This is a genomic window from Pseudomonas sp. GL-B-26, from assembly GCF_019947405.1.
GTDB lineage: Bacteria > Pseudomonadota > Gammaproteobacteria > Pseudomonadales > Pseudomonadaceae > Aquipseudomonas.
Genome location: NZ_JAGYGJ010000059.1, coordinates 1 through 22,676 on the forward strand (window position 1 = coordinate 1; position 22,676 = coordinate 22,676).

At 58.9% G+C, this 22,676-nt stretch carries 23 protein-coding genes and 1 tRNA gene; 15 read left to right on the top strand and 9 right to left on the bottom strand.

Annotation, left to right across the window (positions count from 1 at the left end; translation table 11 throughout):
- The first annotated feature begins 178 nt into the window (after positions 1-178).
- The 4 genes from KGB23_RS26765 (at position 179) to KGB23_RS26780 (ending at position 4,970) form a co-directional block, all read left to right on the top strand.
- On the top strand, positions 179-1,477 hold the full coding sequence (locus KGB23_RS26765) for a murein hydrolase activator EnvC family protein (protein ID WP_223433216.1): 1,299 nt from the start codon (positions 179-181) through the stop codon (positions 1,475-1,477).
- 31 nt (positions 1,478-1,508) lie between these two features.
- Positions 1,509-2,828: a S41 family peptidase gene (locus KGB23_RS26770; protein ID WP_223433217.1), complete on the top strand. Its 1,320-nt coding sequence runs from the start codon at positions 1,509-1,511 to the stop codon at positions 2,826-2,828.
- Between the two features lies 1 nt (position 2,829).
- Positions 2,830-3,627, top strand: coding sequence for a divergent polysaccharide deacetylase family protein (locus tag KGB23_RS26775; RefSeq protein WP_223433218.1), 798 nt, complete (start codon positions 2,830-2,832; stop codon positions 3,625-3,627).
- A gap of 104 nt (positions 3,628-3,731) precedes the next feature.
- Positions 3,732-4,970: a trypsin-like serine peptidase gene (locus KGB23_RS26780; RefSeq protein ID WP_223433219.1), complete on the top strand. Its 1,239-nt coding sequence runs from the start codon at positions 3,732-3,734 to the stop codon at positions 4,968-4,970.
- 3 nt (positions 4,971-4,973) lie between these two features.
- Here the strand turns inward: KGB23_RS26780 and KGB23_RS26785 are convergent, their stop codons facing one another.
- The 7 genes from KGB23_RS26785 to KGB23_RS26815 all read right to left on the bottom strand — a co-directional run bounded on the left by KGB23_RS26785 (position 4,974) and on the right by KGB23_RS26815 (position 10,803).
- Positions 4,974-5,729, bottom strand: a complete 756-nt coding sequence (locus KGB23_RS26785) for a substrate-binding periplasmic protein (RefSeq protein WP_223433220.1) — start codon at positions 5,727-5,729, stop codon at positions 4,974-4,976.
- 78 nt (positions 5,730-5,807) lie between these two features.
- The gene (gene hisF, locus KGB23_RS26790) at positions 5,808-6,578 is read right to left on the bottom strand and encodes an imidazole glycerol phosphate synthase subunit HisF (protein WP_223433221.1); all 771 of its coding nucleotides are present in this window, start codon (positions 6,576-6,578) and stop codon (positions 5,808-5,810) included.
- Positions 6,579-6,587: 9 nt separating this feature from the next.
- Positions 6,588-7,325 (bottom strand): 1-(5-phosphoribosyl)-5-[(5-phosphoribosylamino)methylideneamino]imidazole-4-carboxamide isomerase, encoded by a 738-nt coding sequence (gene hisA, locus KGB23_RS26795; protein WP_033058290.1) that lies wholly within the window; start codon positions 7,323-7,325, stop codon positions 6,588-6,590.
- A 42-nt stretch (positions 7,326-7,367) separates the two neighbouring features.
- Positions 7,368-7,625 carry a DUF2164 domain-containing protein gene (locus KGB23_RS26800; RefSeq protein ID WP_223433222.1) on the bottom strand — a complete coding sequence of 86 codons (258 nt, stop codon included), beginning with the start codon at positions 7,623-7,625 and terminating at the stop codon, positions 7,368-7,370.
- The gene (gene hisH, locus KGB23_RS26805) at positions 7,626-8,264 is read right to left on the bottom strand and encodes an imidazole glycerol phosphate synthase subunit HisH (protein ID WP_095127563.1); all 639 of its coding nucleotides are present in this window, start codon (positions 8,262-8,264) and stop codon (positions 7,626-7,628) included. It abuts the gene before it with no gap.
- Complete coding sequence (gene hisB, locus KGB23_RS26810; RefSeq protein ID WP_003218037.1) at positions 8,264-8,857, bottom strand: imidazoleglycerol-phosphate dehydratase HisB; 594 nt, start codon at positions 8,855-8,857, stop codon at positions 8,264-8,266. Before hisB ends, hisH begins: the two co-directional genes overlap by 1 nt.
- 281 nt (positions 8,858-9,138) lie before the next feature.
- On the bottom strand, positions 9,139-10,803 hold the full coding sequence (locus tag KGB23_RS26815; RefSeq protein WP_223433223.1) for an OFA family MFS transporter: 1,665 nt from the start codon (positions 10,801-10,803) through the stop codon (positions 9,139-9,141).
- A 221-nt stretch (positions 10,804-11,024) separates the two neighbouring features.
- On the opposite strand from KGB23_RS26815, the gene KGB23_RS26820 reads away from it, so the two are divergent.
- The 5 genes from KGB23_RS26820 (at position 11,025) to KGB23_RS26840 (ending at position 15,242) form a co-directional block, all read left to right on the top strand.
- Positions 11,025-11,429, top strand: a complete 405-nt coding sequence (locus KGB23_RS26820) for an acetyl-CoA sensor PanZ family protein (protein ID WP_223433224.1) — start codon at positions 11,025-11,027, stop codon at positions 11,427-11,429.
- Positions 11,430-11,507: 78 nt separating this feature from the next.
- The gene (locus KGB23_RS26825; RefSeq protein ID WP_223433225.1) at positions 11,508-13,730 is read left to right on the top strand and encodes an AsmA family protein; all 2,223 of its coding nucleotides are present in this window, start codon (positions 11,508-11,510) and stop codon (positions 13,728-13,730) included.
- Entirely contained in the window at positions 13,727-14,794 is a 1,068-nt protein-coding gene (gene mutY, locus KGB23_RS26830; RefSeq protein ID WP_223433226.1) for an A/G-specific adenine glycosylase, read from the top strand. Before KGB23_RS26825 ends, mutY begins: the two co-directional genes overlap by 4 nt.
- The gene (locus tag KGB23_RS26835) at positions 14,791-15,063 is read left to right on the top strand and encodes an oxidative damage protection protein (RefSeq protein ID WP_008149405.1); all 273 of its coding nucleotides are present in this window, start codon (positions 14,791-14,793) and stop codon (positions 15,061-15,063) included. Before mutY ends, KGB23_RS26835 begins: the two co-directional genes overlap by 4 nt.
- Before the next feature lie 103 nt (positions 15,064-15,166).
- Positions 15,167-15,242: transfer RNA gene (locus KGB23_RS26840), tRNA-Phe, on the top strand.
- Between the two features lie 78 nt (positions 15,243-15,320).
- On the opposite strand, the gene KGB23_RS26845 is transcribed toward KGB23_RS26840, so the two are convergent.
- Positions 15,321-15,773 carry a carboxypeptidase regulatory-like domain-containing protein gene (locus KGB23_RS26845; RefSeq protein WP_223433227.1) on the bottom strand — a complete coding sequence of 151 codons (453 nt, stop codon included), beginning with the start codon at positions 15,771-15,773 and terminating at the stop codon, positions 15,321-15,323.
- A gap of 262 nt (positions 15,774-16,035) precedes the next feature.
- Between KGB23_RS26845 and KGB23_RS26850 the strand changes: the two genes are divergently transcribed.
- The 4 genes from KGB23_RS26850 to KGB23_RS26865 all read left to right on the top strand — a co-directional run bounded on the left by KGB23_RS26850 (position 16,036) and on the right by KGB23_RS26865 (position 19,050).
- The gene (locus KGB23_RS26850; RefSeq protein ID WP_223433245.1) at positions 16,036-17,094 is read left to right on the top strand and encodes a YhcG family protein; all 1,059 of its coding nucleotides are present in this window, start codon (positions 16,036-16,038) and stop codon (positions 17,092-17,094) included.
- 69 nt (positions 17,095-17,163) lie between these two features.
- Entirely contained in the window at positions 17,164-18,138 is a 975-nt protein-coding gene (locus KGB23_RS26855) for an alpha/beta fold hydrolase (RefSeq protein ID WP_223433228.1), read from the top strand.
- A gap of 37 nt (positions 18,139-18,175) precedes the next feature.
- Positions 18,176-18,592 (top strand): hypothetical protein, encoded by a 417-nt coding sequence (locus KGB23_RS26860; protein ID WP_150656786.1) that lies wholly within the window; start codon positions 18,176-18,178, stop codon positions 18,590-18,592.
- Positions 18,593-18,597: 5 nt separating this feature from the next.
- Entirely contained in the window at positions 18,598-19,050 is a 453-nt protein-coding gene (locus KGB23_RS26865) for a hypothetical protein (protein ID WP_223433229.1), read from the top strand.
- A gap of 73 nt (positions 19,051-19,123) precedes the next feature.
- Here the strand turns inward: KGB23_RS26865 and gabP are convergent, their stop codons facing one another.
- Positions 19,124-20,515, bottom strand: coding sequence for a GABA permease (gabP, locus tag KGB23_RS26870; protein WP_223433230.1), 1,392 nt, complete (start codon positions 20,513-20,515; stop codon positions 19,124-19,126).
- A gap of 561 nt (positions 20,516-21,076) precedes the next feature.
- Between gabP and KGB23_RS26875 the strand changes: the two genes are divergently transcribed.
- Together KGB23_RS26875 and KGB23_RS26880 are read left to right on the top strand one after the other, a co-directional pair.
- Entirely contained in the window at positions 21,077-21,850 is a 774-nt protein-coding gene (locus KGB23_RS26875; protein ID WP_007897462.1) for an ABC transporter ATP-binding protein, read from the top strand.
- 13 nt (positions 21,851-21,863) lie between these two features.
- Complete coding sequence (locus KGB23_RS26880) at positions 21,864-22,610, top strand: ABC transporter substrate-binding protein (RefSeq protein WP_150656790.1); 747 nt, start codon at positions 21,864-21,866, stop codon at positions 22,608-22,610.
- Positions 22,611-22,676 lie beyond the last annotated feature (66 nt).

Below are 22,676 nucleotides of genomic sequence, written 5' to 3' on the forward strand. Positions count from 1 at the left end.
GCGGCGGGTCAGTCGACATCAACGTTGCCTGACACACCGCATTCGCGAGCAAGCCCGCTCCCACACTGGTTTGTGGGTGTTTTGGGGTCCAGTCATCACACAGCCCCAATTGGGCATTTTTTTTGCCACGCTTGGCGGGCATACTAGGCTGTCCCTTTCCCTGGTGTCGCCCGCCTCTATGCTTCGCGTCCTGATAGCCCTTGCTCTGACATGCCTGCTCCAACCGGCCTTTGCTGACGAGCGCGCGCAAACCCAACAACAGTTGGACGCCACGCGTCAGGACATTACCGAGCTGAAAAAACTGCTGGGTAAGCTCCAGGAAGAAAAATCCGGTGTGCAAAAAGACCTCAAGGGCACCGAGACCGAGATGGGCAAGCTCGAGAAGCAGGTCGAAGCCCTGCAAAAAGAGCTGAAGAAAAGCGAATCCGAGCTGCAGCGACTCGATGCCGAGAAAAAAAAACTCCAGAGCGCGCGGATTGAACAGCAACGACTGATCGCCATTCAGGCCCGCGCGGCCTATCAAAACGGCCGTCAGGAGTACTTGAAGCTGCTGCTCAACCAGCAGAACCCGGAAAAATTCGCCCGCACCCTCACCTATTACGACTACCTGAGCCAGGCCCGCCTGGAGCAGCTGAAGAATTTCAACGAAACCCTGCGCCAACTGGCCAATGTCGAAAAAGACATCGCCATGCAACAGGCGCAATTGCTGGTGCAGAAAAGCAGCCTCGACAGCCAGCGCGACGAACTCGACAAAGTCCGCAAGGAGCGTCAACAAGTCCTGGCCAAGCTCAGCGACGACGTGAAGGCCCGCGATCAGAAACTGGCAGCCCGCGAGCAGGATCAGGCAGACCTGTCTAAAGTCCTTAAAACCATAGAAGAAACCCTGGCCCGTCAGGCCCGTGAGGCAGAAGAAGCGCGGCAAAAAGCGCTGATCGCCCAGCAGGAAGCCGAAAAAAAGCGTTTACGTGAGGCTCAGGCTGCAGCAGATGCAGAAGCCACTGACGCCCCACGCAAACCCGTTAAATCGACACCCGGTGCACTGGTTTCAAGTTCAGGCGAGACCTTTGGCGGCCCCTTTGTTTCAAGCCGGGGAAAACTTCCCTGGCCAGTCGATGGTCGACTGCTGGCACGCTTTGGCGAAACCCGTGGCGACGACGCCCGCACCAAGTGGGACGGCGTGATGATCAGCGCCTCCGCCGGCAGCCAGGTGCACGCCGTGCATGGCGGTCGCGTGGTGTTCGCCGACTGGTTGCGAGGCGCCGGGCTGCTGGTGATTCTAGACCACGGCAACGGTTTTTTGAGTCTTTATGGTCACAACCAGACGCTGCTCAAGTCTGCGGGTGACGTGGTAAAAGCCGGCGAGTCCATCTCCACTGTGGGTAGCAGTGGCGGGCAGGACACACCAGCGCTGTATTTCGCTATTCGTCAGCAGGGTCACCCGAGTGATCCGGCGCAATGGTGTCGTGCGCAAGGATAAGTACGCCATCTACTTCAGGAGTTCGTTCGACATGCTGCATTTGTCCCGCCTTACCTCGCTGGCCCTGACGATCGCCCTGGTGATCGGCGCGCCTCTGGCGTTCGCCGCTCAACCGGCCCCGGCAGTCGCGCCTGCGGGCACTGCTGCGACCACCAAGGCGCCATTGCCGCTGGAAGAGTTGCGCACCTTTGCCGAGGTCATGGATCGGATCAAGGCCGCCTATGTCGAACCGGTGGACGACAAGACTCTGCTGGAAAACGCGATCAAGGGCATGCTCAGCAACCTCGACCCGCACTCCGCCTACCTGGGCCCGGAAGACTTCGCTGAATTGCAGGAAAGCACCAGCGGTGAGTTCGGCGGCCTGGGCATCGAAGTTGGCGCCGAAGACGGTTTCATCAAGGTGGTTTCGCCGATCGATGACACCCCGGCTTCCAAGGCTGGCATTCAGGCCGGCGACTTCATCGTCAAGATCAACGGCCAGCCGACCCGCGGCCAGAGCATGACCGAAGCCGTGGACAAGATGCGCGGCAAGATCGGCCAGAAAATCACCCTGACCCTGGTGCGCGACGGCGGTGCACCGTTCGACGTGACGCTGGCCCGCGCCATCATTCAAGTGAAGAGCGTGAAGAGCCAGTTGCTGGAGTCCGGCTACGGCTACATCCGCATCACCCAGTTCCAGGTCAAGACCGGCGACGAAGTCTCCAAGGCCCTGGCCAAGCTGCGCAAGGACAACGGCAAGAAGCTCAAAGGCATCATCCTCGACCTGCGTAACAATCCTGGCGGCGTGCTGCAAGCGGCGGTGGAAGTGGTCGACCACTTCATCACCAAAGGCCTGATCGTTTACACCAAGGGCCGTATCGCCAACTCCGAGCTGCGCTTCTCCGCCACCGGCAAGGACGAGAGCGAAGCCGTGCCAATGGTCGCGCTGATCAACGGCGGCAGCGCCTCGGCCTCGGAAATTGTCGCCGGTGCCTTGCAGGATCAGAAACGCGCGGTGGTCATGGGTACCACCAGTTTTGGCAAAGGCTCGGTACAAACCGTCCTGCCGCTGAACAACGAACGCGCACTGAAGATCACCACGGCGCTGTATTACACGCCGAACGGCCGCTCGATCCAGGCTCAGGGCATCGTCCCGGACATCGAAGTGCGCAAGGCCAAGATCACCAACGAACAGGACGGCGAGTACTTCAAGGAAGCCGATCTGCAAGGTCACCTGGGCAATGGCAACGGCGGCGCCGACAAACCGACCAGCTCCAGCGGCAAAGCCAAGGCGATGCCGCAGGATGACGACTACCAATTGGCCCAGGCCCTGAGCCTGCTCAAAGGTTTGAGCATCACCCGCGGCAACTGAGATGCGCTTTGCGCTCATCCTCGGCTTGCTGTGCTGTCTGGTGGGAGCTGCTCATGCAGCCTCCACCGAGACGGCGACAACCCCACACAAGGCTTACCTGAGCCTGATCATCGATGACCTCGGGCAAAACCTGCCACGCGACCGCCGCGTGCTGGCGCTGCCCGGGCCGGTGACCACAGCGATCATGCCTGACACACCCCACGCCACCGAATTCGCCCGCGAAGCCCATCGCGCCGGCAAGATCGTCATCCTGCACATGCCCATGGACCCGGCCACCGGTCCGTTTGCCTGGCATCCCGACTTACCCATCGAAGAGCTTGAGAAACGGCTGAACGCAGCGTTTAAGGTCGTGCCCTACACCGCGGGGATCAACAACCACATGGGCAGTCGCATGACCTCTCAGCAACCGGCCATGGCCTGGCTGATGGCGGACTTGCAGCGTCGGCACAAGCTCTTCGTCGACAGCCGCACCAGTGCGCAAACCGTGGCGGCCGCCGAGGCGCAGAAGATTGGTTTGGCCAGCGTTTCGCGGGATGTATTCCTGGATGACGAGCCCACTGAAGCCACGATTTTTACTCAGCTACAGACGGCTATCAGCCTGGCGCGCAAGCAGGGTTCTGCGGTGATGATCGGGCATCCGTATCCGCAGACATTAGCGGTGCTTGAACGTGAATTGCCCAAGCTCAAGGCTCAGGGCATTGACTGGATCGACATCAAACAGATGATCAGCGTGCGCGGCAATCGTGCAACGGCAGCGCACGGCAAGGATGGCCAGTACCGCCTCCCGATCGCCCGATAATTCCTCGCAGCCCACTCCATTTCGCGATAACTATTTATACCTGCCGGTACACCGTCGCGTGCCACGATAGCGCTCACCCTGAATTTCATCACCAAGGAATGGACATGAAATACCTCAGCTTCTTCTGCTTCGCAGGCCTGATTGGCCTGCTGGCCATTTCCGCAGTGCAGGCCCGCGATCTGGGCGAAGGCGTCGTCAACGACTCACCGTCAAGGGCACTGCAAAACAGAGAACATCTTTATGAAATCTGGAGTGGCGTGGGACTTCTCAGTCTCCAATCGGGCGCGACCTGCGGCGCCGCTCTACTGGATACGCGAAACAGGCAAGGCCGAGCCACCGGCCCTGCTTACCTGCTCACCAGCGGTCATTGCGTGTTGTTTCAGTACGGTTCGGCGCGGACCAATCTGCCGTTGAAAGCCAGCGTCACCTTTCACTACTTTCATGACATGCCACAGCGTAAGCGCCAATACGCCATCCGGACTGCCCGATGGAGCAGTCTGGTCGGGACCGATCTTGCAGTACTGGAGGTCGATGCAACATTGGCGTCGCTGATACAGGCCGGGGTCAACCCGCTCAAGCTGGCGTCCCATCAAACCAACGAGAGTCATGATGCGCTTAACATTGGCGCGCCGAGAGGCTTTACCGAACAAGGGCTTCGATTGAGTGCCTGCGCTGAACAAACCGCCGGAACGTTCATCGATCACCCTGGGGTGTTCCCTTTGGCCATGAAAAACAGCTGCGACCTTCGCCCTGGCAGCTCCGGCAGCCCGATGCTGAACCGCCGCACCAATGAAATCACCGGCATCGTCAGTAAAGTCGTGAGTTCGCGCAATACACCAGCGCCGCCTGGCTGTGAACACTCGACGTCCTGTACGGCTGCCCGTTTCAACTACAGCTACTCTGCCAACTTTCTACACAACTGCTTTATTGACGGTGTCTTCACCAGCGATGGGGCGAACTGTTCGTTGGAGCCGGTCGAGCTGACGGTCACGGAACCCTGGAAACTCAAGTCATACGTTCATAGAACGCAAAACGCGGATGAGCAGATCGTATTGCCTACGTGGGACTTCAGGTTCTCCCTCGAGGCGCCCTTCTATCGCTACAAAACGGTCCATAACGCCAGGGAGTGCAAAGCTTCCGACAATTACAGCGCCGCCATCAGCGCTGAAGATGCTTATATCAATAGTGAAATCGGGCCACAAAGCGGCGCACATGCACTTTGCATTATCGGCGTCGCCTCAGGGGAATTGCAGCTGACAAGGGCGATGTTGAATAACGTGTTTACAAGTGCCGTGTACTTAAGCGCGACGCCGGCCGCTCCGTCTCAGGTTGTATCGAAGTGAGGGTTACAGATACTTCGCCATGATGTCGTCCACCACGCCTTCCTTTCGTAGCTGATCCAGCGCAGCTTGCAGCTTGGCCACGACGTCATCCGGCACGTCCTTGTTCAACGCCAGGTATAACTCGGCGCTGTTGAAGCGCAGCACGGTCTTGAGCCCGGTTACCCCGTCCTGGCGCGCCAGATAGCGCCCGGCGGGGTCGCCGGTAGCCCACAGGTCGATCTGGCCGTTGACCAGTTTTTTTGCGTTGTCCTGATCCCGCAGCACAACAATCGGCTTCAGCCCTTGCTTGGCCAATGTCTCGGCAATCGCATCGCCCTTGTAGGCGCCGATCTTGTATTTGCGCGCCTGCTCCAGCGACTCAAGGCTGATCTTGCTATCGGCCTTGGCCAGCATGATCCAGTCATCCGGCCCGATCGGGCCAACCCACTTGAACAGGTTCTCGCGATCCGGCAACCGCGCCATCACAAATACGCCGTAACCGGGTTTCTCCAGGGCGAGCTTGTAGATTCGCTCCCAAGGGAAACGCAACGTCAGGCTGTAAGTGACTTCGGCGCGTTTGAACATCTCGCGGACGATGTCCACGGCGATGCCATTGATGTTCTCGCCCTGAGCGAAGTTCTTGCCGTTCTTCGCCATGTTGTAGGGGGGGAAATTTTCAGTCAGCAACACCAGGCCGGTGTCGGGACTTTCTTCGGCGTGAACTCCGTTGATGAACAACAGAGAAACGCTGGCGAGGACAAGAAGAAGGCGTTTAAGCATGTCTGGCTACCGAGATCCATGGCGTACCCAAGAGTGCCCTGAGCCCGCCATGCTGTCCACTGGCCTGTATCGGTTTGTTTAGCGCATCACGATGCCGCGATGAGCCATGTAGGCCTTGGCTTCCTGCACGGTGTATTCGCCGAAGTGGAAAATACTCGCCGCCAATACCGCACTGGCGTGGCCTTCGATAATGCCGTCGGCCAAATGCTGCAGATTGCCGACGCCGCCGGAGGCGATCACCGGAATACCCAATGCATCGCTGATCGCGCGGGTAACGCCCAGATCGAAGCCGTTTTTCATGCCGTCCTGATCCATGCTGGTCAGCAGGATTTCGCCGGCACCCAGGCTTTCCATCTTCTTCGCCCATTCAACGGCGTCGAGACCGGTAGGCTTGCGACCACCGTGGGTGAAGATTTCCCAGCGCGGGGGTTCGCCCGGCAGTGAAACCTTCTTGGCGTCGATGGCGACGACGATGCACTGCGAACCGAAATGCTGAGCCGCTTCACCGACGAATTCCGGGTTGAACACCGCAGCCGTGTTGATCGAAACCTTGTCCGCGCCAGCATTGAGCAAGTTGCGAATGTCCTGCACGGTACGCACACCGCCACCCACGGTCAGCGGGATGAACACCTGGCTGGCCATGCGTTCGACGGTATGCAGCGTGGTGTCGCGACCGTCGACGCTGGCGGTGATGTCGAGAAAGGTAATCTCGTCGGCACCTTGCTCGTCGTAGCGACGGGCGATTTCCACCGGGTCGCCGGCGTCGCGAATGTTCTCGAACTTGACGCCCTTGACCACCCGGCCGTTATCCACGTCCAGGCAAGGGATGATGCGTTTGGCCAGCGCCATGGTCAGTCCTCAGCCTTTGTACGAATCGCAGAAAGCTTGCGCTTCAGCAACGTCGAGGGTGCCTTCGTAAATCGCCCGGCCGGTGATGGCGCCGATGATGCCTGGCGCCTTCGCGTCGAGCAGCGACTTGATGTCACCCAGATTGTGGATACCGCCCGAAGCGATGACCGGAATTTTCGTCGCGGCAGCCAGCGCAGCGGTGAACGGTACATTGCAGCCCTGCATCATGCCGTCTTTGGCGATGTCGGTATAAACGATCGCGGACACGCCATCAGCTTCGAATTGCTTGGCCAGGTCGATCACCTGAATGGTGCTGATTTCAGCCCAGCCGTCAGTGGCGACAAAACCGTCTTTGGCATCCAGACCCACGATCACTTTGCCCGGGAACGCGCGGCAGGCTTCGGCGACGAAGGCCGGATCTTTCACGGCTTTGGTGCCAATGATTACGTAGCTCACGCCCGCTTTCACGTAGTGTTCGATGGTTTCCAGGGAACGGATACCGCCGCCGATCTGGATCGGCAGGTTCGGGTAGCGCTTGGCGATGGCGGTGACCACTTCGCCGTTGACCGGCTGGCCTTCGAAGGCGCCGTTCAGGTCGACCAGATGCAGACGACGGCAGCCGCCCTCCACCCACTTGGCAGCCATGCTCACCGGGTCATCGGAGAACACCGTGGAATCTTCCATGCGGCCCTGGCGCAGACGAACACAGGCACCGTCTTTAAGATCGATAGCGGGAATAATCAGCATCTGGCAAACCTTCAAATTCGATTGTTCAGCTTCGCTCGAAAATCAGTTTTTCTCGAGCGCCCCCAGGTCGCTTTCGATGCTTTCGAACCTCTCTTTGAGGTGCGTCTGCACATCGAAAATCGCCCTGTTGTAATAGTGCGGCGCAATTTCACGGGTAAACAGCTCAAGGATTTCAGCCGCTTCGAACGAACCCAGGTCCAGTTCGAAGCGATCTTCCATAAAGCGTTTGATCTTGTGATTGGCCTCGCTCTCCTGTTCGGGAGTGAGGGTCAGGATCGGCGGCTTCTTCTTGACGGCCATTTACCAGCGACCATCCCACGCGGCGAAGTTCTGCAGCAATTGCAGGCCATGGGTATGGCTCTTCTCCGGGTGGAACTGCACGGCGAAACGCGAGCCATCGGCCAGCGCCGCAGCGAAATCGACACCGTAGTGACCACCACCCACCACTTGCCGCGCATTGCCGGCAGCGATGTAGTAGCTGTGCACGAAGTAGAATCGCGCCAGGTCCGGAATGTCGTGCCACAGCGGGTGACTCACCTTCTGCTTCACTTCGTTCCAGCCCATATGCGGGACTTTCAGGTGTTCGCCGTCTTCGTGCAGGTCTTTGCCGAAGAACTTCACCGCGCCCGGAAACAGGCCGATGCAGTCGACGCCGTCGTTCTCTTCACTGGTGTCGAGCAAGGCTTGCATGCCGACGCAGATGCCGAGGAACGGGCGGTCCTGGCTGACTTCACGCACCAGCGAATCGAAGCCCAGGCGACGGATCTCTGCCATGCAATCGCGAATCGCGCCGACGCCGGGGAATACCACCCGGTCGGCTTCGCGAATCACATCGGCATCGCTGGTGATCAAGACCTTGCCGGCACCGACGTGCTCGAGGGCCTTGGCCACCGAGTGCAGGTTGCCCATGCCGTAATCGATAACCGCGACCGTCTGCATTACAGAACGCCTTTGGTCGATGGCATCTGACCGGCCATGCGGTCATCCAGCTCTACCGCCATGCGCAGGGCGCGGCCGAAAGCCTTGAACACGGTTTCGATCTGGTGGTGAGTGTTGGTGCCGCGCAGGTTGTCGATGTGCAGGCTGACGAGCGCGTGGTTGACGAAGCCCTGGAAGAATTCCTGGAACAGGTCAACGTCGAAGCCGCCAACGGTGGCACGGGTGTAGGGAACGTGCATCTGCAGGCCAGGGCGGCCGGAGAAGTCGATCACCACGCGCGACAGCGCTTCATCGAGCGGCACGTAGGCGTGGCCGTAGCGACGGATGCCTTTCTTGTCGCCGATGGCTTTGGCGAAGGCCTGACCCAAAGTGATACCGACGTCTTCCACCGTGTGGTGGTCGTCGATATGCAGGTCGCCCTTGCTGACAATATCCAGGTCGATCAGCCCGTGACGGGCGATCTGGTCCAGCATGTGCTCAAGAAAAGGAACACCGATATCAAATCGGGCCTTTCCGGTGCCATCCAGGTTGATCGAGGCTTTGATCTGGGTTTCCAGAGTGTCGCGCTCGACTGACGCCTTACGTTCGGCCATCACCAGCTCCGCAAAATCATTGGGCGAAAAAGGCAACCATTATAGGGGCGCGGGGCAGAAACAGAAACACGATACGTGATATCCCTGACGGGCTGAACCCCATGCTGTCGGGGATAGACATGTCCATACAAGCCAGCAAAACACGGATTCTGTGCCTGGTGGAGTTCAAATGTGGGAGCGGGCTTGCTCGCGAAAGCGGTGTGTCAGGCAACATTGATGTCGACTGACACTCCCTCTTCGCGAGCAAGCCCGCTCCCACAGGGATGATGCGTTTACTTAACTTAGTGGAACAGGACAGCCGTCTTCTGCAGGGTCACCCAAACACCCCACGCCAACGGAATACCCACCACCAGCCACGCAGCCACTGCCAAAGGCTTGGTGCCTGCATCCGCTTTCCACTCCAAAACGGTGCTGCTGTCAGCACCTTTGTCGTGACCCAGCGCCTGTTCGGCGGCCAGTTCAGCGTCGGTCATGAAGTACTTGTCAGCCACCGGACGCACCAGCAGGTTGCAGATGAAACCCAGCACCAGCAGGCCCGCGAGGATGTACAGGGTGATGTCGTAAGCCGCGGCGCGTTCAACGCCGATACTCAGCTGATACTCACGCAGGTAGTTCACCAACACCGGACCCAACACGCCCGCCGCCGCCCAGGCAGTCAGCAGACGACCGTGGATCGCGCCGACCATTTGCGTACCGAACAGGTCCGCGAGATATGCAGGGACAGTCGCAAAACCACCGCCGTACATCGACAGGATGATGCAGAACGCCGCCACGAATAGCGCAACGTTGCCCAGGTGTCCGAGGTTCGGGATCAACGCGTACAGGGCAAAACCGAGAGCGAAGAACACGAAATAAGTGTTTTTGCGGCCCAGGTAATCCGAGAACGAGGCCCAGAAGAACCGACCACCGATGTTGAACAGGCTCAGCAAACCGGTGAAACCGGCAGCGATCGCAGCGATCGAGGCCAGTTGTGAGGCGTCCAGCTGACCAAATGTCAGGCCGTTACCCAACAACGTGCCAGCGAACACTTCCTGCAACAGCGGCGAAGCCATGCCGAGGATGCCGATACCCGCCGAAACGTTCAGGCACAGCACCAGCCACACCAGACGGAATTGCGGGGTTTTCCACGCCACGTTCACGTGGACGTGACGGTGGGTGATCATCGCGTTGGAAGCTTTCTTCGCTGGAGCCGTCCAGCCTTCAGGCTTCCAGCCGGTTGGCGGAACGCGGTAGGACAGTGCGCCACCGATCATGAACACGAAGTAGATCGCGGCCATCACCAGGAAGCTCTGCCATACGCCGACGCTGGTTGGCGAAGCGAAGTGGCCCATCAAGGCTGCGGCCAGCGGAGCACCAACCATCGCGCCACCACCGAAACCCATGATCGCCATGCCGGTCGCCATGCCGCGCTTGTCCGGGAACCACTTGATCAGGGTCGATACCGGCGAGATGTAACCCAGGCCCAGGCCGATGCCGCCAATGACCCCGGAGCCGATCCACATCAACCATATCTGGTGGGTATAGACCCCCAGCGCTGAAATCAGCAGACCGCCACACCAGCACAGCGCCGACACAACGCCAGCCTTGCGTGGCCCGGCGTGTTCCAGCCAGCCGCCCCAGATAGCGGCCGAGCAACCGAGGAAGATGAAGAACAGGGTGTAGATCCAGCCGAGCATCGAGATCGGCCAGTCACATTGGGACGAAAAGACTTGCGAGATGAAGCTCATGTCCGGTGCACAGGTCACTGCCTTGGTCACACCCAGGGCTTTGGACAGTGGCAACCAGAACACCGAAAAGCCGTAGGCCATGCCGATGCACAGGTGGATGGCCAGGGCGGCCGGTGGTACCAGCCAACGGTTGAAACCGGGCTTGGCGATGATGCGCTCCTTGGACAGGAACGCGGGCTGGTCGGCTTTGAGGCCGTCCACCGTGATGCTCGTGGTCATTGTGTATCCCCCAATTATTAGAATGGTTCGTCAGCGCTCCTCACCCCCAGCCTTTATGCGCACGCATGACTGTTTTTTGAGGTGAAGCTCCATTTTGGTGCGACATCACGTCGCAGAAGGACGGACGAACCGGCAGAGGTTACCATCTGTACGTGACAGAAAAATCAAAGTGATATCACCTTTTGTATGTCATCAGTTCTCGTACCACTGAAGGAGCCCTCATGCCGATCATTGTCGAGCCATTGAACGAAGCCACTTATCAGGATCAGCAAGATCTGCAGAAGATCTACCGCGATGCTCCGGACTGGCTGTTTGCCCCGTTTGCCGGAGATTTGCAGCTGATCGAAGCCTGCCTGCTGGACGGCTCGCTGATCGCTGGCCGCTTCAACGATCGGCTTTTGGGTGCGGCACGTCTGCAACGGCACTCGGATGTCTGGCACCTGTCCCAACTCTGCGTACGAAAAATCACCCGTCGTCGTGGCGTGGCCGAGCGCCTGGTGAATGAAGCGCAGAAAATGGCGTCGCAAGCGGGTACGACATTGCGCTTACTGGCGCCTGCCGGACATCTGGAGGCGCAAGCGCTGGCGGCCAAACTGAAAATACCGCTGGATGAGTTGCCGACGTGATCGCTGACCGGTCGTCCGCTACGGAGCGCTATACTCCCCGGCTAAATTTCGAATTCGACTAACTACAAGGACTCGCCCATGAAAGCGTTCGGCAAAATCCTGGGTCTGGTACTTCTCGGGCTGTTGCTGATCATTGTGGCGCTGGGCTTTGCCCTGACCCACCTCTTTGATCCCAACGACTATAAAGACGAGATTCGCCAGATAGCCCGCGACAAGGCCCACATCGAGCTGACGCTCAATGGCGATATCGGTTGGAGCCTGTTCCCGTGGCTGGGCCTGGAATTGCACGAAGCCAGCGTCGCAACCCTGGCCAAGCCCACCGAGCCGTTCGCTGATTTGCAGATGCTTGGCTTGTCGGTCCGTGTACTGCCGCTGCTGCGCCGTGAAGTGCAGATGAGCGATGTGCGCGTCGAAGGCCTGAACCTGCGCCTGACCCGCGACAAGGACGGCCACGGCAACTGGCAAGACATCGGCAAGGTACCGGCGCCAGCCACACCGGCCACACCGCCCGCAACCACTGGCGAACCAGCGACCGAGACCACCGCCCAAGCGGAAAAACCGGCCCAGCCGATCCGCCTGGACATCGACAGCCTGACCGTCAACAACGCCCGTGTTGAATACAGCGACGAAAAAACCGGCAAGCAATTCAGCGCCGAAAGCATCCAGCTGAGTACCGGCCCGGTGCATGACTCCACGAACATCCCGGTCAAACTCACCGCATTCCTGGGCACCAACCAGCCGGTTTTGCGTGTCCGTACCGAGCTCAATGGCGAGCTGCGTTTCGAGCGCGCACTGCAGCGCTACAAATTCGAAGACATGAAACTCTCCGGCGAAGTGGCTGGCGATCCGCTGCAAGGCAAAACCATGACCTTCGCCGCCCAGGGCCAGTTACTGCTGGATAAAGCGGCGAACGTCGCCGAATGGACCGGCATCAAGATCTCTGCCAACCAATTGCGCGCCTTGGGTGAACTGAAGGTCAACGACCTCGACAAAACCCCGCAAATCAGCGGCGGCGTGTCGATCGCCCAGTTCGATCTGGCGAAATTCGTCGACAGCATCGGTCAGAAACTTCCGGCGATGGCTGACGGTAGCCTGAGCAAAGTCGAGTTAGTCAGCCGTCTGGCGGGCACGCCGACCAGCGTGGTGTTCGACAACATCAACCTGAAAGTCGACGACAGCACCTTCAGTGGCCGCATCGCCGTCGAGGACTTCGCCAAACAATCGCTGCGGGCGAACCTCAAGGCCGACACCTTCAACGTCGACCGTTATCTGCCACCAAAATCCGCCGAAGCCAGTAGCGCGACGCAAGTGCGTAAGGCCGAAGTGGCCAACACCGAGGCCGAGGCCATGGCTGGCGCCGGCAGCACACCGCTGCCGCAAGCACCGACCAAAGACGCGTGGAGCAACGAGCGCCTGCCGGTGGAACGCCTGAGCAAACTCGACGTGGACGCTGACCTCACCTTCGGTCAGTTGACGCTCGATAAATTGCCGATCCAGAACGCTGCGCTCAAAGCCACAGGCCAAGGCGGTCTGCTGACACTCGAAAGCCTTCGCGGCGACCTGTACGACGGCAACTTCGACGCCAAAGGTACGCTCGATGTGCGCCAACAAGTACCGGCGCTGAACATGCAGTCGAGCATCAGCAAAGTACCGGTGGAAAAAATCCTCGAAAGCCAGGGTAAAAATCCACCGGTCAAAGGTCTGGTGACACTCAACAGCAACCTGACCGGCAGCGGCAACAGCCAGAAAGCGCTGATCGAAACCCTCAACGGCAACGCCAGTTTCGTCATCAACAACGGCGTGCTGCTCAATGCCAACCTCGAACAACAGCTGTGCAAAGGCATCGCCACCCTGAACCGTAAATCCCTCAGCGGCGAGCCACGGGGCAAGGACACACCGTTCCAGGAACTCAAGGGCAACCTGACCTTCCGTAACGGCGTGGCCAGCAACCCGGACCTGAAAGTGCGCATCCCGGGCATGACCGTCAATGGCGACGGCGATGTCGATCTGCGGGTGTTGGGCATGGACTACCGCGTGGGCGTTATCGTCGAAGGCGACAAGAGCGACATGCCGGACCCGGCCTGCCAGGTCGGCGAGAAGTTCGTCGGCATCGAGTGGCCGCTGCGCTGCCGTGGCCCACTTGAACTGGGCGCCAAGGCTTGCCGCCTCGATAACGAACGCATGGGCCAGGTCGCGAGCAAACTGGCCGGCGAACGGATCGGCGAAAAAATCGACGAGAAACTTGGCGACAAAGTCAGCCCGGAACTGAAAAACGCGTTGAAGGGGCTGTTCAAGCGATGAGAGCCGAGCAGTTTTCATCGGCGGTGCTGGACTGGTACGACCGCCACGGCCGCCACGATTTGCCCTGGCAACAAGGCATCACCCCATATCGGGTGTGGGTCTCGGAAATCATGTTGCAGCAGACCCAGGTCAGCACCGTGCTGAACTACTTCGACCGCTTCATGGCCTCGTTGCCGACGGTCGAAGCCCTGGCCGCTGCGCCGGAAGACGAAGTCCTGCACCTGTGGACCGGCCTCGGTTACTACACCCGCGCACGCAATCTGCAGAAGACCGCGAAGATCGTCGTCGAGCAGTACGGTGGAGAGTTTCCCCGCGATGTGGAAAAGCTGGTTGATCTACCGGGCATCGGCCTGTCCACAGCCGGCGCCATCGCCAGCCTGAGCATGGGCCTGCGGGCGCCGATCCTCGACGGCAACGTCAAACGGGTGCTGGCGCGCTTTACCGCGCAAGAGGGCTATCCGGGCGAGCCAAAGGTCGCCAAACAGCTGTGGGCGAACGCTGAGCGCTTCACACCGCATGATCGGGTCAACGCCTACACCCAGGCGATGATGGATCTGGGCGCCACACTTTGCACCCGTAGCAAGCCGAGTTGCCTGCTCTGCCCGCTCGAAAAGGGCTGCGAAGCGCACATGCTTGGCCTGGAGACGCGCTACCCGATCCCCAAACCGCGCAAAGCCGTGCCGCAGAAGCGTACGCTGATGCCGATGCTCGCCAACGGTGACGGCGCGATTCTGCTTTACCGTCGCCCTTCCACGGGCTTGTGGGGCGGTCTATGGAGCCTGCCGGAACTCGACGACCTCGACGACCTGCAACATCTGGCTTCGCAGCATTCGCTGGAGCTGGGCAGCCAACAGGCGCTGCCGAGCCTGGTACACGCCTTCAGTCATTTTCAGTTGTCCATCGAACCCTGGCTGGTTCAGGTCCAGGAGGCCGGCCACCACGTGGCCGAGGCCGACTGGCTCTGGTATAACCTCGCCACCCCGCCGCGCCTGGGCCTTGCCGCCCCGGTCAAAACCTTGCTCGAACGCGCGGCCGCCGTATTGAACGCAGGAGAGTCGTCATGACCCGCACCATCATGTGCCGCAAGTACAAAGAAGAATTGCCCGCCCTGGAGCGCGCTCCATTTCCAGGCGCAAAAGGTCAGGACATTTTTGACCACGTCTCGGCCAAAGCCTGGGCAGACTGGCAAAAGCACCAGACCCTGCTGATCAACGAAAAACGCCTGAACATGATGAACGCCGAAGACCGCAAATATCTTCAGGGCGAGATGGACAAGTTCTTTTCCGGCGAGGAATACGCCAAGGCTGACGGCTACGTTCCGCCGGCTGAATAATCCCGCTTTTTCGAGGGTCGGAACGTAAGCGACGGTAATAATTAAAATTTTTTTGAAAACTTTCTTGACGACCCCCTGAAAAACCAGTTTAATGCGCCCCGTTGCCCAGATAGCTCAGTCGGTAGAGCAGGGGATTGAAAATCCCCGTGTCGGCGGTTCGATTCCGTCTCTGGGCACCAAATACCGAAAACCCTGAATCGCAAGATTCAGGGTTTTTTTATGCTTGGGATTTAGTTGATGACGTTACGCAGTCGTCGCTAGTTCTCACCACCCCAGTGGAAGACCAGGTTGCGAGCGGTGCCGCTGCCTACATCCGCAGTGTCATGCTTCGCCTCGCCATTACGCGTCGCCACCACGGCGTACTTGCCGGGAGGTAGCTGAACGTACACCAGCGGGCCAGCCTGACTCAGCGTCAGCACCGTCTGCCCTGGTTCTTTCTGAATGACCACATCCACATCGGGAACGTATTTGTTTTCAACCCCGATAGAGAAAGTCATGTGCAAGTTGTAGCCCTTGGCCTGCTGAATGGCTTTTGCCTCATCCTCGCCGATACCACCGGACAGGTAAGAAATCCCGTTTTGTTGCTGCGGCTGAACTTGCACGCCTGTGCTGTCGATGGGATCGAGGCTGGCGCCATGCGGCAGGACGGCCGGGAACATCAACGCACCGATGGCAGCAAGTGGCAATACGAGTGAATGGATGCATTTCATGAGGGCGACTCCCGGGCTCTATAGAACCCAATCGTTACTCCTTTTAGATTTCTCGCTGAATGCTCAAGTTTTAGATTGATTAGTACTTGGGTTCACTGCGAATCGGACTACACGTTGTATTCCTCAAGCGCGGATTGCCGTCGGCGTGATCCCGCAAAACCAGTCGGACTTTCCTTCCGGCTTACCAGCCGCGCCCGGCATCGCGGGCTATCACTCTCTTGCCATCCTCTTCCGCCTGTTTCCTTCAGCTGCGGAAAATGTCATGAGCTCCCTCAAACCCGGTAACACTCAAGATCCACAGATCACTTCACTGCTCGGCAATCTTGGCGAGTTGATCCGCGAAGCGCGTCAGAAGGTATTACGAGCGGTCGATACCGTTCAGGTGCAAACCTGTTGGCAGATCGGACGGCATATTGTGGAGTTCGAGCAGGAAGGCGCTCGGCGGGCGGTTTATGGCAAGCAGCTGCTGGCATCGCTGGCGAAGGTGCTGACTGCGGAGTTCGGGAAGGGTTTTGATGAGACTAACTTGCGAAAAATGCGATTGTTTTATCAGACGTTTCCAATTCGGGACGCACTGCGTCTCGAATTGAGCTGGACCCACTACCGCAGACTGCTGAGAGTCGATAGTGACGCGGCACGCAAATGGTATATGGACGAATCTGCCAATCAAAACTGGTCAAGCCGCGCCCTGGAACGCCAGATCAGCACGCTTTATTACGAGCGCCTGCTGATGAGTCGAGACAAGCTTACCGCCATGAAAGAAGCCACTACTAACATCCATGCAATGAACGACAGCCCTCGAGAATTCATCCGGGATCCCGTGATGCTGGAATTTCTCGGCCTGCCCAACGCAGGAGTTGTCCTGGAAACCGAACTTGAACAAGCACTCATCGAGCAACTTCAAGGCTTCCTGCTTGAGCTGGGCAAAGGTTTCGCTTTCGTCGCCCGCCAACAACGCATAAACACCGAAGGTAGAGACTTCTACATCGATCTGGTGTTCTACAACTACCTTCTCAAATGCTTCGTCATCTTCGATCTCAAGCGAGGCGAATTAACTCATCAGGATGTCGGGCAGATGGACATGTATGTACGCATGTATGACGACCTCAAGCGCAACGATGAGGACGGACCGACCGTCGGCATCATCCTTTGCGCGCAAAAAAACGAATCAGTGGTGCGCTACTCGATGTTGCAGGGCAACGAACAACTTTTCGCCAGCAAGTACAAGCTAGTGCTGCCGAGCGAGGAGGAGCTTCGTGCGGAACTGGATCGGGAGCGGGCGGCAATTGAAGAGAGACTCCTCGACCAGTTACCCGGATAAACACCGATAGATTGTTCATACGCTGCGCGAAGACTATCGTTGGCAGCTACCCGCAAAGGTCCGACGCCGATGAATTTGCAGGACATGCCCTCACTGGCACCCACTCAAACCGAGTTGCCACCGCGAACATCTACGGCAGGCGAACCGTTCAAGGAGCCCGCCGCAGACGGCTACAGCCTCGGCGGTTTTACCTGGAGCTACCCCCGCCAGGACGCTACCCGCCCGGTCGTCATCATCAACGCCGCCACCTCAGTCCGCTGTCGCCACTACTCACGCTTCGCCGATTACCTGTACGCCAACGGCTTCGACGTGATCACTTACGACTACCGTGGCATCGGCGAATCGCGACCCGCGTCGCTGAAAGGGCTTCGGGCTTCATGGTCAGATTGGGGCGCGCTGGACTTTGAGGCGATGCTCAAGCGCGCTCAGCGTGAATTCCCCGGGCAACCCATCGATGTTGTAGGCCACAGCTTTGGAGGCTGTGCAGCGGGCCTGGGAGCGTCCGGGCATATGATTCGACGTCTGGTGACCGTCGGTGCGCAATTTGCTTACTGGCGCGATTACGCGCCCGCCCATCGCTGGCGGATGTTCGGCAAGTGGCATCTGGTGATGCCGTTGATGACATTGCTTTGCGGCTACTTCCCCGGCAAACGTCTCGGCTGGCTAGAAGACACCCCCGCTGGCGTGGTTCGCGACTGGAGCATGCCCACCGCGCACTACGAGAAACGCCCCAGCGGTCGCGTCCTTCACGCAAAATCCGGGCGACTGCCCTTCTCATCCGTCACCGCACAAAACCTGGCCATCAGCATCAGCGACGATCCTTACGGCACGATTCCAGCTATCGAACGCCTGCTCAGTTACTTCACCGGAGCCACGAACAGCCACCTACGAATCGCCCCCGAAGACATCGGCGAACAAGAAGTCGGACATTTCGCCTTTTTTCGTAGCGCATACCAAGCCACACTATGGCCCATTGCACTGTCCTGGCTGCAGACCGGCGAACTGACCCCCGACACACCCGGGCGGCTAGTACCACGCAGCTGATTGACTTGCCCACTCAACGAAATACGGAACGACGCCCATGGCATCCGCCAACAAGCAGAACAAACGCGCCACACGCGCCAAAGCCAAGGCCAAGCAGAACCGCACCCAACGGGCCGCCGCGCCGGTCGAGCTGGACCCGAACGACGATCGCATCGACTTCGAATCGGTGGACCTGACCGAGCTGTTCAAGAAAATGATCGACGCTGAAAAAACCAGTCAGCAAGCCATGTGCGCAGCCTTCCTCGAAGACCCTCTGCTGGAGCTGGTGTACGAGCAGGAAGGCGAAGAAGGCGCGACAGACTTCATCCTCGCGGCGTTGATCGAGTATCGCCAATGGTCCACCGAAGTCGACGAAGCCGGCGCATTGGCGTGGATCGAATCCCCGGCCTTCCAGGCTGACTACGTGGCGGCGTCCGACGCCATCGCGGCCCAAACACAACCGAAAGCGAACTGAATTTAATGGCCTCCCTGAACAAGCAACAGAAACGCGCCAAACGCGCCAAGATCAAAGCCAAGCAAATCAATATCCACGGCAGAAAACCCGCCGCACTGGACGATGACCTGGGCGAAATCGGCGAGCCGATCCCGGAATACACCCTGGCGATGTTCAGCAAAATGCGCGAAGCAGAAGCCACCAGCCGTAACGACATGCTGCTGACCCTGCTGTCGAACCTCGCCGGAATCATCAGCGACCATCCAGAACTGCTGGACATGGAAAACGCCGACAACGAAGCCATGGCCGCCACTCACCTGGCTGCCGACATGCTGATCGATTACCGCATGTGGACCGACGGCATGGACCGCGACACCGCCCAGGCCTGGCTGACAGATCCGCAGTTCATCACCGACTTCGGCACGGCACTCGACAGCTATCGCGAGTCGCTGGACGCGCAGGAAGAAAAGGCTGAGTAAACACTCGCCTCAGAAACAAAAAACGGCCGCTTGTCATCACTGACAGCGGCCGTTTTGCGTTATGCGGTACGAATCAGTTCAGCACCACCGCACCCATCTTCTGCAGCTTGCGACGACGAGCCACAAACAAACCGGCAGCCACCACCAGCAAACTCAGCAGACCGGTCGCGAGGATCTCCACGCGATGCGCTTCCTGGAACAGCATGATGGTCAGGGCCGCAACGATGAAGATGATCACCGCGTAGGTCAGGGCCGGGAACAGCCACATGCTGAAAGCGATTTTCTCGCCACGTGCCATGCGCTGCTTGCGCATACGCAATTGCGAAATCGCGATCACCAGGTACACCAGCAGCGCGATAGCGCCGGAGCTGGCCAGCAGGAATTCGAACACGGCGGCCGGGGCCACGTAGTTGGCGAAAACCGCGACGAACGCAGCGCCGGTGGACAGCATAACGGCCCAGTACGGCGTGCCGCTCTTGTTGGTGCGCTGGGAAACGGCCGGTGCATCACCGCGCTTGCCCAGAGAGAACATCATGCGTGAGGCGGTATACAGCGCCGAGTTCAGGCAACTGGTCACAGCAACCAGCACCACGATGTCGACGATCAGCTTGGCATTCGGGATGCCCATGCGCTCAAGCACAGTCTGGTAGGAGCCGACGGCTGCCAACACCGGGTCGTTCCAAGGCACCAAGGCCACAACGATGAAGATCGATACGAGGTAGAACAAGCCAATCCGCCAGATCACCGAGTTGGTTGCCTTGGAGATTTGCTGGCCAGGGTTCTTCGATTCCGCGGCCGCGATGGTCACGATCTCGGTGCCCATGAAGGAAAACATGGTGGTCAGGATCGCGCCCAACACTGCGCCCATGCCGTTCGGCAAGAAGCCCTGGGTGTCGAACAGGTGCGAAACGCCGCTGACCTGGCTGGTCGGCAGGAAGCCGAAGATCGCCAGAATGCCAAGACCGATGAAACCGATGATCGCGATGACTTTGACCAAGGCGAACCAGAATTCGAATTCACCGTAGTTCTTCACGCTGAACAGGTTCGTCACCGTCAGCAGCAAGGTGATGACCAAGGTGAAGGCCCAGATGGCCACGTTGGGGAACCAGGCATGCAGGATAGTCGCGGCGGCGTTGGCTTCCAGCGGAATCACCAACACCCAGAACCACCAGTAGAGCCAGCCGATGGTGAAACCGGCCCAGTGACCGATCGCGCGATCGGCATACGTCGAGAAGGAGCCTGTGTCCGGCGAAGCCACGGCCATTTCGCCGAGCATGCGCATCACCAGCACCACCAGCATACCGGCGGCAGCGTAGGCCAACAGCACGGCCGGGCCTGCGGCGGCGATGGCGTGACCCGAGCCGACGAACAAGCCGGCGCCGATTACCCCGGCAATCGACAGCATGGTCACATGACGCGGTTTGAGCCCCTGTTCGAGGCCATTGGAGCTTGGGGTACTGCTCATTGAAACTACCTTTGTAAGGAAAAGCGATTACGTCCACCCGGCGTGGCGTTCCTTCTCGTAAAAAGAAACCAACGGGGCGTTCCGTATTCTGCACGCAATAATTGCGCCAAAATGTTACAGAACGCCCAAGTATGGGGCTCTCCGCCGGACCGGACAGTCATCGCAAGTCATTGAGATTAATGGCAATTCGCCAGAGCGTTACCCTGCGACCCACTTTAAGAACGAAGCGGCGCACCAGAAACACACCCAAAAATATAGCGACGCACAATAAAAGTGCGGATCAGGAACGTTTGGCCGGTTAGCGCTTCCAACCCCCCGCCAAAGCTGGCAACATCGCGCCCTTTTTTGGAACAGCCCCAGCCTTTTTATCGACAGGCAGGGTTCAAACGGCTGTTCGGTTGATAGCAGCGCGACAGTCTGCTGTACCGATGCGACAACCTGCCACAGGCCACCCGCTTAACGCCCGTAGCGCTGTTGGCTGCCATTCAGACGCTATGCTAGCTTGGCCGCCTCGCCAGGAAGGCCGCCAACAGCAGGAGCGAAATACTATGAGGAACGCACATGGCTGAGGCCACGCCCGCGCTTGAAATCCGCAACTTGCACAAACGCTACGGACAGCTTGAGGTGCTTAAAGGCATCTCGCTGACCGCCCGCGACGGCGACGTGATCTCGATCCTGGGTTCTTCCGGTTCCGGCAAGTCCACCTTCCTTCGTTGCATCAACCTGTTGGAAAACCCGCATCAGGGCCAGATCCTGGTGGCCGGCGAAGAACTCAAGCTCAAAGCCGCCAAGAACGGCGAACTGGTCGCAGCCGATGGCAAGCAGATCAATCGCCTGCGCAGCGAGATCGGTTTTGTGTTTCAAAACTTTAATCTCTGGCCGCACATGAGCGTGCTCGACAACATCATCGAAGCGCCGCGTCGCGTACTCGGCCAGAGCAAGGCCGAGGCCATTGAAGTCGCCGAAGCCTTGCTGGCCAAGGTCGGCATCGCTGACAAACGCCACGCCTACCCGGCGCAACTCTCCGGTGGTCAGCAACAACGCGCGGCCATTGCCCGCACGCTGGCCATGCAGCCCAAGGTGATCCTGTTCGACGAGCCGACCTCCGCCCTTGACCCGGAAATGGTCCAGGAAGTACTTAATGTCATCCGCGCACTGGCCGAAGAAGGCCGCACCATGCTGCTGGTCACCCATGAAATGGGCTTCGCCCGTCAGGTTTCCAGCGAGGTGGTGTTCCTCCACCAGGGCCTGGTAGAAGAGCAAGGATCGCCACAGCAGGTGTTCGAAAACCCGCTTTCGGCGCGCTGCAAACAATTCATGTCCAGCAACCGCTAACGGAGCTACCCACATGCAGAACTACAAAAAAATCTTCCTGGCTGCTGCCGTCACCCTGGCCTTCAGCGCCGGTGCCGCCGCCGAGACCTTGAAGATGGGCATCGAAGCGGCCTACCCACCGTTCAACAACAAAGATGCCAGTGGCAATGTCGTCGGCTTCGACAAAGAAATCGGCGACGCCCTGTGCGCCAAGATGAAAGTCGAATGCACCGTGGTCACGTCCGACTGGGACGGCATCATTCCGGCCCTGAACGCCAAGAAATTCGACTTCCTGATCTCCTCGATGTCGATCACCGACGAGCGCAAGCAAGCGGTGGACTTCACCGACCCGTACTACTCCAACAAGCTGCAATTCATCGCCAAGAAAGACGTCGACTTCAAAACCGACAAGGCTTCCCTGCAAGGCAAAGTGATCGGTGCACAACGTGCGACCCTCGCTGGCACCTGGCTGGAAGACAACATGGAAGGCGTTGAAGTCAAACTCTACGACACCCAGGAAAACGCCTACCTCGACCTGACCTCCGGTCGTCTGGACGGCATCCTCGCGGATAAATACGTCAACTACGAGTGGCTGAAAAGCGACGCCGGCCGTTCTTATGAGTTCAAAGGCGACCCGGTGGAAGAAAGCGACAAGATCGGTATCGCTGTACGTAAAGGCGATGAGATTCGTACGAAGCTGAACACCGCACTGAAAGAAATCGTCGCTGATGGCACCTACAAAAAGATCAACGACAAGTACTTCCCGTTCAGCATCTATTGATTCTGACCTGCCGGGCTGGCGCCGTTATTTGACGGCGCCAGTCCCTGGCATTGCCTGCCGCGATTT

Excerpts from the sequence above, each read along its gene's own strand:
- hisH (WP_095127563.1), bottom strand. The coding sequence starts at position 8,264 with ATGCAGACGGTCGCGGTTATCGATTACGGCATGGGCAACCTGCACTCG.
- KGB23_RS26765 (WP_223433216.1), top strand. The coding sequence starts at position 179 with ATGCTTCGCGTCCTGATAGCCCTTGCTCTGACATGCCTGCTCCAACCG.
- KGB23_RS26880 (WP_150656790.1), top strand. The coding sequence starts at position 21,864 with ATGCAGAACTACAAAAAAATCTTCCTGGCTGCTGCCGTCACCCTGGCC.
- KGB23_RS26835 (WP_008149405.1), top strand. The coding sequence starts at position 14,791 with ATGACCCGCACCATCATGTGCCGCAAGTACAAAGAAGAATTGCCCGCC.
- KGB23_RS26850 (WP_223433245.1), top strand. The coding sequence starts at position 16,036 with ATGAGCTCCCTCAAACCCGGTAACACTCAAGATCCACAGATCACTTCA.
- KGB23_RS26815 (WP_223433223.1), bottom strand. The coding sequence starts at position 10,803 with ATGACCACGAGCATCACGGTGGACGGCCTCAAAGCCGACCAGCCCGCG.
- KGB23_RS26860 (WP_150656786.1), top strand. The coding sequence starts at position 18,176 with ATGGCATCCGCCAACAAGCAGAACAAACGCGCCACACGCGCCAAAGCC.
- KGB23_RS26865 (WP_223433229.1), top strand. The coding sequence starts at position 18,598 with ATGGCCTCCCTGAACAAGCAACAGAAACGCGCCAAACGCGCCAAGATC.
- KGB23_RS26820 (WP_223433224.1), top strand. The coding sequence starts at position 11,025 with ATGCCGATCATTGTCGAGCCATTGAACGAAGCCACTTATCAGGATCAG.
- KGB23_RS26775 (WP_223433218.1), top strand. The coding sequence starts at position 2,830 with ATGCGCTTTGCGCTCATCCTCGGCTTGCTGTGCTGTCTGGTGGGAGCT.
- KGB23_RS26785 (WP_223433220.1), bottom strand. The coding sequence starts at position 5,729 with ATGCTTAAACGCCTTCTTCTTGTCCTCGCCAGCGTTTCTCTGTTGTTC.
- mutY (WP_223433226.1), top strand. The coding sequence starts at position 13,727 with ATGAGAGCCGAGCAGTTTTCATCGGCGGTGCTGGACTGGTACGACCGC.
- KGB23_RS26770 (WP_223433217.1), top strand. The coding sequence starts at position 1,509 with ATGCTGCATTTGTCCCGCCTTACCTCGCTGGCCCTGACGATCGCCCTG.
- KGB23_RS26845 (WP_223433227.1), bottom strand. The coding sequence starts at position 15,773 with ATGAAATGCATCCATTCACTCGTATTGCCACTTGCTGCCATCGGTGCG.
- hisA (WP_033058290.1), bottom strand. The coding sequence starts at position 7,325 with ATGCTGATTATTCCCGCTATCGATCTTAAAGACGGTGCCTGTGTTCGT.
- KGB23_RS26825 (WP_223433225.1), top strand. The coding sequence starts at position 11,508 with ATGAAAGCGTTCGGCAAAATCCTGGGTCTGGTACTTCTCGGGCTGTTG.
- hisF (WP_223433221.1), bottom strand. The coding sequence starts at position 6,578 with ATGGCGCTGGCCAAACGCATCATCCCTTGCCTGGACGTGGATAACGGC.
- KGB23_RS26780 (WP_223433219.1), top strand. The coding sequence starts at position 3,732 with ATGAAATACCTCAGCTTCTTCTGCTTCGCAGGCCTGATTGGCCTGCTG.
- KGB23_RS26855 (WP_223433228.1), top strand. The coding sequence starts at position 17,164 with ATGAATTTGCAGGACATGCCCTCACTGGCACCCACTCAAACCGAGTTG.
- KGB23_RS26875 (WP_007897462.1), top strand. The coding sequence starts at position 21,077 with ATGGCTGAGGCCACGCCCGCGCTTGAAATCCGCAACTTGCACAAACGC.
- hisB (WP_003218037.1), bottom strand. The coding sequence starts at position 8,857 with ATGGCCGAACGTAAGGCGTCAGTCGAGCGCGACACTCTGGAAACCCAG.
- gabP (WP_223433230.1), bottom strand. The coding sequence starts at position 20,515 with ATGAGCAGTACCCCAAGCTCCAATGGCCTCGAACAGGGGCTCAAACCG.
- KGB23_RS26800 (WP_223433222.1), bottom strand. The coding sequence starts at position 7,625 with ATGGCCGTCAAGAAGAAGCCGCCGATCCTGACCCTCACTCCCGAACAG.